This window comes from Mesorhizobium sp. LNJC394B00 (genome assembly GCF_000502555.1).
Lineage (GTDB): Bacteria > Pseudomonadota > Alphaproteobacteria > Rhizobiales > Rhizobiaceae > Mesorhizobium.
The window spans coordinates 18,295-31,843 of the sequence record NZ_AYWH01000013.1 but is presented as its reverse complement, the minus strand read 5'-3'; the positions used below and the strand labels follow the sequence as shown (position 1 = coordinate 31,843).

Here is a 13,549-nt window from a genome sequence, read left to right as displayed (position 1 = left end):
TTGCGGCAAAACCTTCCTCCTATGTCATGTGAATGTTGCCTAAGCAGACTAGGGCAACGGTGCGCCGTAACATCCACCCTGAGAGGCAGACACCATGGCCAATACACCGTCTTCATCCTCCCCCGTCATCCGCGAAATCATTGCCGAGCGCGTCTCGCGCCGGTCTCTTTTGAAAGGCAGCCTCGCCTCCGGCGCGCTGATTGCCGGCGGCAGCTTTGTAGGCTCCTTGTTTGCCGGCGAAACGCATGCCGCCGCAGCGCAGTCGACGCTCGGCTTTCCCGAGCTGAAGCGGGTCTACGACAAGACCCATGCCGCCGCCGAAGGCTATGAGACGACCATCGTCGCGCGCTGGGGCGATCCGCTTGCAGCTGGCCTCGCCGAATTCGACGGCAACAAGGTCGCGGCGGAGGAACAGGAAAAGCGCTTCGGCTACAATTGCGACTACATCGCCTTCATGCCGCTGCCGAAGGGCACGGTGAATTCTGATCATGGCCTGCTCTGCGTCAACAACGAATACATCTCGCCCAATGTGATGTTTCCGGGGATGACCGAGGGCGATGCCGGCAAGACGATGACCAAGGAACAGGTCGATCTCGGCATGGCCGCGATGGGCCATTCGATCGTCGAGGTGCAATTGAAGGACGGCAAGTGGGAAACCGTAGCCGACAGTCCGCTGAACCGCCGCATCACCGCCAACACCGAAATGACCGTTTCCGGACCGGTTGCCGGCCATGCGCTGATGAAGACCTCGGCCGACGCGACTGGCACCAAAGTGCTCGGCACCAGCTACAACTGCAGCGGCGGTTTCACCCCCTGGGGTACGGTGCTGACCTGCGAGGAAGGCGTGTCCGACATTTTCGGCGGCGACCCGAAAAAGGCGCCGACTGCCGACCTGCTCGACCGTTACGGCTTCGACGGCTCCGACATCTATGGCCGCGGCCGCTTCCATGACCGCTTCAACCTCGACAAGGAACCGAACGAGGCCAACCGCTTCGACTGGGTGGTCGAGATCGACCCTTACGATCCTCAGTCCAGGCCGGTGAAGCGCACGGCACTTGGCCGCATGTCGCATGAGGCCTCGACCGTGGTCCTCAACAAGGACGGCCGCGTTGTCGTCTATATGGGTGACGACGACTATTTCGAATATATGTACCGCTTCGTCTCGGCCAAGGCCTATGACAAGGCCAACCCGGCCTCCGGCGCCGATCTGCTCGACGATGGCGTGCTGTCGGTCGCCCGCTTCGATGCCGATGGCTCGATGACGTGGCTGCCGTTGGTGCACGGCCAGGGCAAGCTTACCGTCGAGAACGGTTTTGCCGACCAGGCCGAGGTGCTGTTGAAGACGCGGTTTGCGGCAGATGCGCTCGGCGCCACGCCGATGGACCGGCCCGAGGACATCGAGACCAATCCGGTGACCGGCCGCGTCTATGCGGTGATGACCAAGAACAAGAAGCGCGACCAGTCAAAGGTCAATCCGGCCAACACGCGGCCGGAAAATCTCTGGGGCCATATTGTCGAACTGATCCCGCCCGGCGGCCGCGGCGCGGACGCCGACCACACGGCCGAAAACTATGCCTGGGACCTGTTCGTGCTCTGCGGCAATCCCAGGGATGCCAAGGTCGGCGCCACCTTCCATCCGGATACGTCGGACAATGGCTGGTTCGTCTGCCCCGACAACATCACCTTCGATCCGGCCGGGCGGCTGTGGGTGGCGACGGACGGCGCCAATGATTTCGACCTGCCGGACGGCGTCTATGGCGTCGACACCGAAGGTGCGGCGCGCGGCCTGCCGAAGCTGCTGTTCACCTGCCCGCACGGCGCCGAAGCGACCGGCCCGTGCTTCACGCCGGACGGCTCGACTTTGTTCCTGTCGGTGCAGCACCCTGCGGAAGATGCAGAGACGCTCGACAAGGCGCAGACGCTGTGGCCCGACTTCAGGGATGGCCAATTGCCGCGGCCGTCCGTCGTCGCCATCCGCCGCAAGGACGGACAGCCGGTCGGCGCATAGTGTCCTAGGGAAAAGGGCGGAACGCGCCATGCGCGTTCCGCGTAGCGATCCGGGAGGACGGCTCAGATCGTCTTGGCCGACATTTGCGAAGCGATGTATTCGGCCTGGCGGATAGCCAGCGACACGATCGTCAGCGTCGGATTTTCAGCCGCACCGGTGGTGAACTGGCTGCCGTCCGACACGAACAGGTTTTTGATGTCGTGCGCCTGGCCGTGCTTGTTGACGACGCCGTCTTCCGCCTTTTCGCTCATCCGGTTTGTGCCGAGATTGTGGGTTGAGGGATAGGGCGGCGTCGGGAAGGAGCGCGTCGCGCCGACCGCATCGTAAAGCGCTGTGGCCTGCTTGTAGGCATGGTTGCGCATCGCCGTGTCGTTGGGATGATCATCGAAATGCACGTCGGCGATCGGCATACCGTGCGCGTCCTTCTCGTCCTTGTGCAGCGTGATGCGGTTTTCCGCGCGCGGCATGTCCTCGCCGACGATCCACAGGCCAGCCATGTGATCATAGTGGTCGAGCGCGGTGGTGAATGAACGGCCCCAGCCGCCAGGGTTGAGGAAGGCGGCCATGAAGGGCAAGCCGAGCGACAGCGTCTCGAATTCATAGCCGCCGACAAAGCCGCGTGAGGGATCGTGCCGCGCCTCGTCGCGGATAATGCCGGCCATGGTGGTGCCGCGATACATGTGCACCGGTTGGTCGAAGATGGCGTAGACCGAACCGGTGGTGTGGCGCATGTAGTTCTTGCCGACCTGCCCCGACGAATTGGCAAGCCCTTGCGGAAACTTCGCTGACTCGGAGTTTAGCAGCAGGCGCGGGCTTTCGATCGAGTTGCCGGCGACGGCGACAATGCGGGCCTTCTGTTCCTGCAGCTTGCCGTCCTTGTCGGCATAGACGACGCCGGTCACCTTGCCTGAGGCGTCGTGGTTGATCTTGATCGCCATGGCATTCGGCCGGACTTCGAGATGGCCGGAGGCCTCGCCCTTGGGGATCTCGGTATAGAGCGTCGACCATTTGGCGCCCCATTTGCAGCCCTGGAAGCAGAAGCCGGTCTGTTGGCAGGAGTTGCGGTCGTCGCGCTCGACCGAATTGATTGCCATGTTGCCGGTATGACATTCCTTGTAGCCGAGCTTGTCGGCGCCGGCCTTGAGCACCTTGAAGTTGTTGTTGCCGGGCAGCCGCGGCCAGCCATTGGTGCCGGTGACGCCCATCTTGGCTTCCGCCTTGGCGTAGTACGGCTCCATCTCGGCCAATGTGACCGGCCAGTCCAGCAGGTTGGCGCCTTCCAGCTTGCCGTAGGTCGAGAGCGTCTTGAACTCATGCTCCTGGAAGCGCAGCGAGGCGCCGGCCCAGTGCGTGGTCGAGCCGCCGACCGATTTGACTATCCAGGCCGGCAAATTGGGGAAATCCTTCGACACCCGCCAGTCGCCGGACGTCGTGCGCTTGTCCGTCCAGGCGAGTTGGCTGAAGGAACCCCACTCATCATTGATGAAATCCTCGTATTCGTGGCGCGCGCCGGCCTCGAGGATGACGACATCGACGCCTTTCTGGGCGAGTTCGTTGCCGAGCGTGCCGCCGCCGGCGCCGGAGCCGATGATCACGACCACGCCATCGTTGTTGAGATCAAATGAAGCTGCCATGGTTTCCTCCCATGAATTCCTGTTTGCCGGGTTTCAGAACGACGGAAGGGCTCAGAGCCACTCTATGTCGTCGAAACCGCGCGCGATGTAGCCGCCCTTGGAGTAGGATTCGCCCTCGTAGCCGAAGATCGGCCACACCTCCTGCTGGTTGTAGAGGCTGACGACGAGGCCGCCGCGGATGGACTGGAAGAACGGCGTCGCCTCGATCTGCTGCAGCACGGCGACGCGCTGCTCCTCCCAGCCGAGGCCGCGATAGCCGCCCTCGCCCGACTTCTTGTCGAGGTCGGCGATGCCGTCTTCGATCATCATCTTGTAGGCAGCGTCCTTGCCGGCCTGCTCGTCATGGCCTTTTACCGCGATGGCGTAGTATTTGTCGGGCACCTGATCGTGCGGATAGATGTCGCGCGCCATCTGGATCAGCGTCGCCATGGTTTCGGGCTTGAGCGCCGATGTCTCGAGCCCCCAGGCATTTTCAGGGCTGATGACGGCGCTGCCGGAAATGACGAGCAACGCGCCGATGCCGCCGCGTTTGAGAAGTTCACGACGTGAGAGCCTCGCGTCATAGATCGTGACCATTTTGTTCCTCCCTGCTTGCTGTTTGCGCCCTTGAACAGCGCCGTTGCTGGCGTCGCGCGGCTGAATGCGGCCGATAATCCCCTACTGGAAGCGCCCTCCACGCTGCAGAACCTCGATCTTGTAGCCGTCGGGGTCCTCGATGAAGAAAAAGCGGGCGATCAGCGATCCGTCGCGGTTGAATTCGACGATCTTCTTGGGGTTGAGGCCGAGCGCGCCGATCCGGTCGTGTTCGCTGTCGAGATCGGACACCGAGACCGCCAGATGGCCGTAACCGTCGCCAAGCCCATAAGGCTCGGTGCGGCCCTTGTTCACGGTGAGTTCGAGCTCGAACCCCGTTTCGGCGTTGGCAAGGTAAATCAGCGTGAATGTCTCGAAATCCAGCCTGTCGGCGACGTCGAGCCCGAAAGCGTTTCTGTAGAAATCGACGGATCTGGCCTCTTGGAGAACCCGGATCATGGAATGGATTGCCTTCGCCAAATCAGTCTCCGCCGCTGCATGTTGGAGGCGATTATGGGCGGCACGCGCGAAAGGTGGTGGCAGCCGGTTACCACGGCTAAATTTGCAATCGCTGCTATGCCTGCGCCTAAAGACGAAAGTCCGATTGCCGATTCGGCCCACAAGGCCGAACATGCAGGGACAACCACAACTTGAAGGCGCGACACGCTGCGCCCAAAACCAACAATATCGGGAGGTAAGGATGTGCAGGGTTTTTGCCGGGCAGGATCCGGAAGGCTATCGACAGATCAACCGGTCGATCCGCATCGATGGTTACTCTACGAGTATCCAGCTTGAAGGAACGTTCTGGGCGCTGCTTGACGAAATTGCCGACAGCCAGGGCCTGACGACGCCGAAGTTCATCTCAAAACTCTATGACGAGGCGATCGAGATCAACGGCGCCATTCCCAACTTCGCGTCGATGCTGCGTACCACCTGCGCGCTCTATCTGCGCGGTCACCGGCCAGACATGGATGAGCTGACGCCGAAGCGCGAAGCGGCCTGAGGAAGCTAGCCTTCCGCCGCAACGTCGAGCCCGAGCCGCGCCATATCGGTGAACAGCGCCTGACGTTCGGAATAGGCAGTCTGTTCGCCGGTCACGATGTTGTCGACGACGGTCAGCAGCGACAGCGCGCGGGCGCCGAAATGCGCCGCGATTCGGTAGAGTGCGCTGGTTTCCATATCGACAGCGAGAGCGCCAAGCGCCTGCGCTTCGGCAAAGCGGTCGCGCCCTTCAGGGTGGTAGAAGACATCGCTGCAGATGGTCAGCCCGGCCTGGTGGTCGATGCCGAGCTGGGCGGCGCAGGCCAAAGCGTGGGCGAACAGGCCGGGATCGGGCCCGGCGGCAGCATCGTAGAGGCCGAAGACCTGGCCGCTTTGGTCGCTTTCGGCGCGCACCGACTGCGAGATCACCAAGGAGCGCAGCGGCACGCGGGGTGTCAGGCCGCCGCAGGTGCCTGTGCGGATCAGCGTTTTTACGCCGTGAACATCCAGGAGTTCATGCGCATAGACCAGGAAGGACGGGACACCGATGCCGGTGGCCTGGATGCTGATGGGACGGCCGCGATAGAGACCGGTGAAGCCGAGTGCGCCCCGGCGGCGGTTGACGCAGCGCGGCGCCTCAAGAAATGTCTTTGCCATCCACTCGGCGCGTTGCGGATCGCCCGGCAACAGCACCGTTGCGGCATAGTCGCCCCTGGCAGCCTCGTTGTGCGGCGTCACGACATGCTCCCCAAAACCCGCCGCCCGTTTCGCCTGCAATCATGGCAGTGTCACGTCATTGCGCAAGCTTTGAATTAGGGCGCCCTAGGACTCCAATACATCCTTGACCACGGTGGCCAGTTGCTTGAGGGAGAACGGCTTCGGCAGGAAGCCGAATTGCGCGTCCGGCGGCAGGTTTCTGGCGAAAGCGTCTTCGGCATAGCCGGACACGAAGACGAACTTGATGTCGGGCTGGCGCTTGCGCAGTTCGCCGAGCAGCGTCGGTCCGTCCATTTCCGGCATCACCACGTCGGACACGACGATATCGACTTTGCCGCCGAGCGCCTCGAAGACTTCCAGCGCCTCGACGCCCGAGGAGGCCTCATGGACGGTATAGCCGCGCGAGGTCAGCGCCCGCGAGCCGCCCATGCGCACGGCGTCTTCGTCCTCGACGAGGAGCACAGTGGCCGAGCCCGACAGGTCCTTGGCGCTGTCGGCGGCTTTCACCGGCGCAGCCGGCGCCTCGCTGACGTCGCCGGGCTTCTTCGCCTCCACGATATGGCGCGGCAGGAAGATGCGGAAGGTCGAACCCTTGCCGACTTCGGAATCGCAGAAGATGAAACCGCCGGTCTGCTTGATGATGCCATAGACCATCGACAGGCCAAGGCCGGTGCCTTTGCCGACTTCCTTGGTGGTGAAGAACGGCTCAAAAATCTTCTTCAACACGTCCGGGGCAATGCCCGAGCCGCTATCCTCGACCTCGACCACGACATAGTCGGCAGGCGTGAGCTCGCGGTAGGAGAAGCTCTTGCATTGTTCGGCGGTGACGTTGCGGGTGCGCACGGTGAGGTCGCCGCCGGCCGGCATGGCATCGCGCGCGTTGACGGCCAGGTTGACCACCACCTGCTCGAACTGGCCGATATCTACCTTGACCGGCCACAAATCGCGGCCGTGGTCGACCTTCAGCTTGATCTCGTTGCCAACCAGGCGGGCAAGCAGCATCCGGAGATCGGCAAGCACGTCGGTCAGGTTCAGCACTTCCGGCCGCAATGTCTGCTTGCGCGAGAAGGCGAGCAACTGCCGCACCAGCGAGGCCGCCCGGTTGGCATTCTGCTTGATGTTCATGATGTCGGGGAAGGACGGGTCCGACGGCCGGTGATTGGTCAGCAAAAGATCCGACGCCATGATGATGGCGGTCAGCACATTGTTGAAGTCGTGGGCGATGCCGCCGGCGAGCTGTCCGACCGCCTGCATCTTCTGGCTCTGCGCCATCTGGCCCTCGAGCGCCTTCTGCTCGGTGGTCTCGACGGCATAGACGATGGCCGATTCCTCGGCGCCCTCGCCGGTGCCGTCGGCGACGGCGTTAACGTAGAAGCGGATGTGACGCTCCTCATTGCCGGGCAGCAGCGTGTCGATCGGCTCGATGTCGGCCTGCCTCAGCCGCGCCTTCTCGAAGGCGGCGGCAAAGGCCGGCCGGTCGCGCTCATGGATCACGGTGTCCAGCCGCACGCGGCGGTCAACCGCGTCGCCGTCGACGACGGAGGAAAACAGCGACAGGAACGGCGCGTTGGTGCGCAGGATGCGGCCGCCATTGTCGACGGCGGCAATGGCCATCGGCGTCGAATTGAAGAAGCGAGTGAAGCGTACCTCCGAAGCCCGAAGATCGGCCGATGCGTCCTCGCCCTGCGTGCGGTTGAGCACGATGGTGCGGGTGGGACCGTTGGTCCCCTCGCGGCTGGCCGAGACCCGATGCATGAAGCGCACCGGCAGCGCCTCGCCGGTCGTCGTCGTAAGATCGAGATCGATGACGGCGTTGCGGGTGGTGCCGGGATCGGCCTTGACCGAGCGCACCAGCGCCATGCCGTCGCCGGCGACGATTTCCGGGAGTGTCACGGCGCCAGGGGTGAAGCTCGCCAGATCGATGCCCAGCCATTCGGCGAGCGTGGCGTTGATGTAGGTGACACGGCCTTCCTGGTCGGCCGAGAAGAAACCGGCCGGCGCATGGTCGAGATGGTCGATGGCCTTCTGCAAGTCGAGGAAGAAACGCTCCTGCTCGGCCCGTTCCTGCGAGATATCGGCAAGTTGCCAGGCAAGCATCGGCAGGCGCTGACCGGGAACGCTGAAGGTACGGGCTCGCGCCCGGTACCAGCGCGCGCCGGGTTCGGCGCCCGGCCGGATCGACTGTGCCAGCCGGAACTCACCGTCGCCGGCCTGGCCATCGCGCAAGCCCGAGGCCAGCCGGTATATGGTCACCGAAGCTTCGGGGACATCGGAAAGCAGGCCTTCGACCGTCTTCAGATCGGCGGCCGACGCAGCACCGGTCATCTCGGCGTAGGCCCGGTTGGCGTAGACCACGCGGCCCTTCGTGTCGGTGACGATCAGGCCCTGCGACATGGAATCGACGAAGGCCTTCGACAGTTCATCCCCGGTCGAACGCGGCGCGATCTGCACGAAGCCGATGGCCGTGGCGAACAGGAAGCCGACGCCGATCATGGCAAGCACGCCCAGCATGCCGAGCAGGAACGGATCGCCAAGACGCTCGCGGAAAATGCCGAAAACGATCGCGGCCCCGGTCAGGACGATGATGAACACGATGAGCCGGGTAACCGCGCCTGGCCGCGTGTTCTGATCGACGATCGGTACCGGATAGAAATCGCCGCGCGTTTCCCTGGCCATATGCCCCCTGCTCGTGAGTTGTCCGACACCGCCCCCGGCCGGTTGAATCACATTCTCCTAATCCGGAAAAGGCCCTGGCGGCAAATGTCGGATAAAAATGACGCGTCGGTGTTTTCAAGCTGTTCACGAAGCGTGAAGGCAACTTGCGGTGGCTGGCCGCAACGGTCTAGTGTCCCTCCACTTCAAAAGCCGATTGGGGGCACCGATGCAGTGGCTGGATAATGTGGCGGGTCCCGGATATGCCGCAGCGCTGCTGTGGACGTTTGCTGCCCTTGTCCTGCTGGTCATCGTGCTCATCATCATCAGGCTGGTCCGCAACCTGACCTTCGGCACCTTCGTTGCCGGCGGCAGGAACCGCAAGACACGGCTGGCGGTCATGGACGCGACGGCGGTCGACAGCCACCGCCGGCTGGTGCTCATCCGTCGCGACGACATCGAACACCTGCTTTTGATCGGCGGCCCGACCGACGTTGTCGTCGAGCGCGATATCAGACTTGCAGCGCCACGCCGTCCGGCATTGACCGGCGATGGCGGTGTTGGCCAGCAGCAACAGGCGCCGCGGCCGCGCGCAGCACAACCCGCTCCCACCGCGCCCGCAAGGCAGGCGCCACCGCCGCAACCGGTAAGGGCTGCTCCAGCCGCCGTTCCGCCGCGCCAGGCCGCACCGGCGCCGAAACCGGCTCAAATCTACCAGGCGAGCAATGTGACACCGCTGCCGGCCTATGGCTCCGCCGCCAATACTGCCCGGCAGGCCCCGCCACCGAAGCATGAGTCCATCGACGATACCCTGATGCGGGAGCTCGAGGTCTCGCTCGACGATTCGCACCCCAAACCGGCAAGCAAGCCGGCTGCGAAGGCACCGCAGTCTCTCGACGACGAGATGACCAAGCTGCTCGGCGAACTCGCCAGCCAGAAACGATAAAGCCCGGCGAACCGTCACATCTTGCCGATTCCCTATCGAACGCCGCTTAAGCGTGTCGTCCGTTTCAGCGCGACGCGCTTTAACTTGGGGGCGGACTAAACCCTTCGCTAAAAACACAAATGGCCGGGAAACCCGGCCATTTCTGATGAAACAGTCCTGCCTGACGGCAGCGGCTCAATCGTCGCGATAGACCTTCTCGCGGCGCTCGTGGCGCTCCTGCGCTTCGATCGACAAGGTCGCGATCGGACGCGCGTCGAGACGCTTCAGCGCGATCGGCTCGCCGGTTTCCTCGCAATAGCCGTAAGTGCCTTCATCGATGCGCTGCAGCGCCGAATCGATCTTTGAAATGAGCTTGCGCTGGCGGTCGCGGGCCCGAAGCTCGATGGCGCGGTCGGTTTCCGAGGAAGCGCGATCGGCGAGATCGGGATGGTTGGCGTTTTCCTGCTGCAGGATTTCGAGGGTTTCGCGCGCTTCGCGCAGTATGTCGGTCTTCCAGGTGACGAGCTTCAGGCGAAAGTAGGATTTCTGCCGTTCGTTCATGAACGGCTCGTCTTCGGAGGGTACGTAATTGGCTGTAACGATATCGTTCATTCGACTCACCCAACAACCCCAAATTTGGCGCCTATATATTCGCGCAGAGAAGGCTGCACAAGCGTAATCCGCGCGCGTTTCACGCAATTATTAATGCCCGCGCGGGCGATCCGTAGCAAAGCCTTCCATAGCAGGGGCGCGGGCGAATTCGCACATGATTCGTTGCGCTTGGGCGGCGGCGCCCATTGTGCCTCAGGCCTTTCTCGTGGCTAATCCAGTTGTGTCATTGGTGGGCAGCACACCATTGGGGGTCCGGTGAGCAGACTGTATCTGTTGAGGCATGCGAAGGCTGGCTGGGCCCTGCCCGGAGTGCGCGACTTCGATCGCCCGCTCGACGCATCCGGCATTGCCGATGCCGAAATGATGGGGACAGCGATGCGTGCCCGCAACTACATCCCCGATATCACGCTATGCTCCAGCGCCAAGCGGGCGCGCCAGACGCTGGAAGGCATCGCCGGCCACACCGATACCGGCCGGGTGCTGTTCTTCGACACGCTCTACAGCGAGGATGCCGCCGGCTACCTCGCCATCATCCGCAGCAATGGCGGCCCCGGCTCGCTGCTGGTCATCGGCCACAATCCGATGACGGAAGACCTTGCCATGGCGGTCTCGGGCGACGGCGACGAGGCTGCTCGGGCCATCATGAACCATGGTTTCCCGACCTCCGGCCTTGCGGTCGTGCGCTTCGACGGCACCCTCACCGAGGCTGCGCAAGGCGCGGGCTACCTCGAAGCCTTCCTGACGCCCGTCGATCTCTGAGCCGAGCCGGCCGAGGCCGGGCGCCATTTCAAACTTGAACCGCAAAGCCTATATCGGGCGCAAGAGCACGCCTGAGAGAACAGATTTTGGCATCATCGCTGACCACTTTCACCGACGAAGCGAGAATTGCCCTGGATACGCTGTCGGGGCGTGCGAGCGGGCTTTTTTCGCCGTCGCTTCGGCTGGGCGTTACCGGCCTGTCCCGGGCCGGTAAGACGGTGTTCATCTCGGCTCTCGTCCACAATCTCATCCATGGTGGGCGCCTGCCGCTGTTCGAGGCGCAGAAGTCGGGACGGATCGCGCGCGCCTTCCTCGAGGAACAGCCGGACGATGCCGTGCCGCGTTTTCAGTACGAGGACCATATCTCCGCCCTGGTCAACGACCGTGTCTGGCCGGACTCGACGCGCGCCATTTCGGAACTCAGGCTCACCATCGAATATGAGTCTGCCTCCGGTTGGAACCGGATGTTTTCCAGCGGCCGATTGTCGGTCGACATCGTCGACTACCCCGGCGAATGGCTGCTCGACCTGCCGCTGCTCGGCAAATCCTTCGCCGATTTTTCGCGCGAGGCGTTCGAGATGGCGATGCTGCCGGTGCGGGCCGACCTGTCGCAGGACTGGCGGGCGCTGTCGGCGAGGATCGAACCCAATGCCGAAGCCGACGAGATGACGGCGCGGCGCCTCGCCGAGAGTTTTGCCGCCTACCTCAAGGCCTGCAAGCTCGACGAGCGGGCGCTTTCGACCTTGCCGCCCGGCCGTTTCCTGATGCCTGGCGACCTCGAGGGATCGCCGGCGCTGACCTTCGCGCCCTTGCTGCTCAAGGGTGAGAAACGGCCGCGGTCCGGCTCGCTGCAAGCGATGATGGAGCGCCGCTACGAGGCCTACAAGACGCATGTGGTGAAACCGTTCTTCCGCGAACACATCACCCGCCTCGACCGCCAGATCGTGGTGATCGACGCCATGCAGGCGCTGAACGCCGGCCCCGGCGCGATGGCCGACCTGGAACGCGCGGTGACCGAAATCCTCTCCTGTTTCCGTCCTGGCCGAGGCAATTTCCTCACCGACCTGTTTTCACGCCGCATCGACCGCATTCTGGTTGCCGCGACCAAGGCCGACCATTTGCATCACGAAAGCCATGACCGGCTGCAGGCAATCGTGCGGCGGCTTGCCGACCGCGCCGTGGCGCGGGCAAATTTCACCGGCGCCGATGTCGACGTGGTCGCCATGGCGGCGGTGCGCGCGACGCGCGAAGGCACGGTCAAGCAAGGCCGCGAAACCCTGCCGGTGATCATCGGCACGCCGCTGAAGGGCGAGAAGATCAACGGCGAAACCTTCGATGGTAAAGCCGAAACCGCCATATTTCCCGGGGACTTGCCGGAGAAAATTGACGCGGTTTTCGACGTTTCGGAAGCCGACCACCGGCAGAGCAGCGACGATCCGGCGATCCGTTTCGTGCGCTTTCGCCCGCCAAAGCTCGAACGCACCGCTGAAGGCGTCACGCTGTCGCTGCCGCATATCAGGCTAGACCGCGCCTTGCAGTTCCTGATCGGAGACCATCTGGCATGACCGCGCCCCGCAGACCGGCAGCTTTCCGCATCGAGCCGGAGGCCGAACCGAAGCAGGAAACGCGCCGCCCCCATGCCGAGCCGCCGCGCAAGCCGCGCACCGTCGTCGTGCCGGCCGAGATCGATGTCTTCGATGAGCCGGACATTGTCGCCGCCGAACCGCCGCCGGCGACCGCGCCGCGCAGGCGCTCGCTGTTTGCCAGCCTGTTTTTCGGCGCGGTCGGCGTGCTGGTTTCGCTCGCCGTCGGCCTGTGGACCGACCAGCTCATCCGCGACCTGTTCGAGCGCGCAGAGTGGCTGGGGTGGCTGGCAGCGGGAATGGCCGCAATTGCCGTGTTGGCCCTCGCAGTCGTGCTGGTGCGCGAATTCCTGGCTATCGCCCGGCTGGCCGAGGTCGAAAAACTGCAAAAGCGGGCGCTCGATGCCGTGGCGCGCGACGATCCGAAGGCTGCAAGGGCCGTCGTCGAAGAGCTTTCGGCCTTTGTCGCTGCGAAACCCGAAACCGCGGCCGGCAGGCGCTCCTTGGCCGAATTGCGCGGCGAGATCATCGACGGCGGCAATCTGGTGCGACTGGCCGAGGCCGAGATTCTCGGGCCGCTCGATGCGAGAGCCAAGGTGATGATCCTCGAAGCAGCCAAACGCGTGTCGCTGGTCACCGCCGTCAGCCCCCGCGCACTCGTAGACGTTGCCTATGTCGTGTTCGAGGCCGGGCGCCTGATCCGCCGCTTGTCCGAACTCTACGGCGGCAGGCCGGGCACGCTGGGCTTTTTCCGGCTGGCGCGCAGCGTTCTTGCCCATCTGGCGGTGACCGGCTCGATCGCCGTCGGCGACAGCTTCGTCCAGCAGATCGTCGGCCATGGCCTTGCCGCCCGGCTGTCGGCGAAACTCGGCGAAGGCGTGGTAAACGGCATGATGACGGCGCGTATCGGCATTGCTGCCATGGAGACGGCGCGGCCCCTGCCCTTCATTGCCGGCAGGCGGCCGGGTATGGGCGATTTCCTGTCGGCGCTGACCTCGTTTGCGGCCAAAAAAGAGAATGAAGCACCCGCCTCGAGCAGGTAAACGCCCTCTCGCGGTCACCAAGCATTAACCAATCTTGTTCATGGTCGTCCAACAACAGCCTC

The 13,549-nt window shown here is 63.7% G+C and carries 12 protein-coding genes; 6 read left to right on the top strand and 6 right to left on the bottom strand.

All coding sequences use genetic code 11. From position 1 onward, the window contains the following. Positions 1 to 94 precede the first annotated feature (94 nt). Positions 95 to 2,008, top strand: a complete 1,914-nt coding sequence (locus X751_RS137400) for a PhoX family phosphatase (protein ID WP_023746148.1) — start codon at positions 95 to 97, stop codon at positions 2,006 to 2,008. 62 nt (positions 2,009 to 2,070) lie between these two features. Here X751_RS137400 and X751_RS137405 read toward each other — a convergent pair whose 3' ends face one another. From X751_RS137405 to X751_RS137415, 3 genes are all read right to left on the bottom strand, one after another. Further along, positions 2,071 to 3,642, bottom strand: coding sequence for a GMC family oxidoreductase (locus X751_RS137405; protein WP_023670928.1), 1,572 nt, complete (start codon positions 3,640 to 3,642; stop codon positions 2,071 to 2,073). Positions 3,643 to 3,693: 51 nt separating this feature from the next. After that, on the bottom strand, positions 3,694 to 4,218 hold the full coding sequence (locus X751_RS137410; RefSeq protein WP_023696497.1) for a twin-arginine translocation pathway signal: 525 nt from the start codon (positions 4,216 to 4,218) through the stop codon (positions 3,694 to 3,696). A gap of 81 nt (positions 4,219 to 4,299) precedes the next feature. After that, entirely contained in the window at positions 4,300 to 4,695 is a 396-nt protein-coding gene (locus X751_RS137415) for a VOC family protein (protein ID WP_023684616.1), read from the bottom strand. A gap of 220 nt (positions 4,696 to 4,915) precedes the next feature. Between X751_RS137415 and X751_RS137420 the strand changes: the two genes are divergently transcribed. Further along, positions 4,916 to 5,218, top strand: a complete 303-nt coding sequence (locus X751_RS137420) for a ribbon-helix-helix domain-containing protein (RefSeq protein WP_023746147.1) — start codon at positions 4,916 to 4,918, stop codon at positions 5,216 to 5,218. A gap of 5 nt (positions 5,219 to 5,223) precedes the next feature. Here X751_RS137420 and X751_RS137425 read toward each other — a convergent pair whose 3' ends face one another. Together X751_RS137425 and X751_RS137430 are read right to left on the bottom strand one after the other, a co-directional pair. Then, positions 5,224 to 5,934, bottom strand: coding sequence for a DeoD-type purine-nucleoside phosphorylase (locus X751_RS137425; protein ID WP_023670923.1), 711 nt, complete (start codon positions 5,932 to 5,934; stop codon positions 5,224 to 5,226). Between the two features lie 84 nt (positions 5,935 to 6,018). After that, positions 6,019 to 8,589, bottom strand: a complete 2,571-nt coding sequence (locus X751_RS137430) for a PAS domain-containing sensor histidine kinase (RefSeq protein WP_023670922.1) — start codon at positions 8,587 to 8,589, stop codon at positions 6,019 to 6,021. Between the two features lie 205 nt (positions 8,590 to 8,794). On the opposite strand from X751_RS137430, the gene X751_RS137435 reads away from it, so the two are divergent. Then, entirely contained in the window at positions 8,795 to 9,511 is a 717-nt protein-coding gene (locus X751_RS137435; RefSeq protein ID WP_023693371.1) for a flagellar biosynthetic protein FliO, read from the top strand. A gap of 174 nt (positions 9,512 to 9,685) precedes the next feature. Here the strand turns inward: X751_RS137435 and dksA are convergent, their stop codons facing one another. After that, positions 9,686 to 10,102 carry an RNA polymerase-binding protein DksA gene (gene dksA, locus X751_RS137440; protein ID WP_023673491.1) on the bottom strand — a complete coding sequence of 139 codons (417 nt, stop codon included), beginning with the start codon at positions 10,100 to 10,102 and terminating at the stop codon, positions 9,686 to 9,688. Positions 10,103 to 10,357: 255 nt separating this feature from the next. Between dksA and X751_RS137445 the strand changes: the two genes are divergently transcribed. The 3 genes from X751_RS137445 to X751_RS137455 all read left to right on the top strand — a co-directional run bounded on the left by X751_RS137445 (position 10,358) and on the right by X751_RS137455 (position 13,487). Further along, positions 10,358 to 10,861, top strand: a complete 504-nt coding sequence (locus X751_RS137445; protein ID WP_023746146.1) for a histidine phosphatase family protein — start codon at positions 10,358 to 10,360, stop codon at positions 10,859 to 10,861. An 86-nt stretch (positions 10,862 to 10,947) separates the two neighbouring features. Continuing rightward, the gene (locus tag X751_RS137450) at positions 10,948 to 12,426 is read left to right on the top strand and encodes a YcjX family protein (RefSeq protein ID WP_023746145.1); all 1,479 of its coding nucleotides are present in this window, start codon (positions 10,948 to 10,950) and stop codon (positions 12,424 to 12,426) included. Then, positions 12,423 to 13,487 (top strand): TIGR01620 family protein, encoded by a 1,065-nt coding sequence (locus X751_RS137455; RefSeq protein ID WP_023746144.1) that lies wholly within the window; start codon positions 12,423 to 12,425, stop codon positions 13,485 to 13,487. Before X751_RS137450 ends, X751_RS137455 begins: the two co-directional genes overlap by 4 nt. Positions 13,488 to 13,549 lie beyond the last annotated feature (62 nt).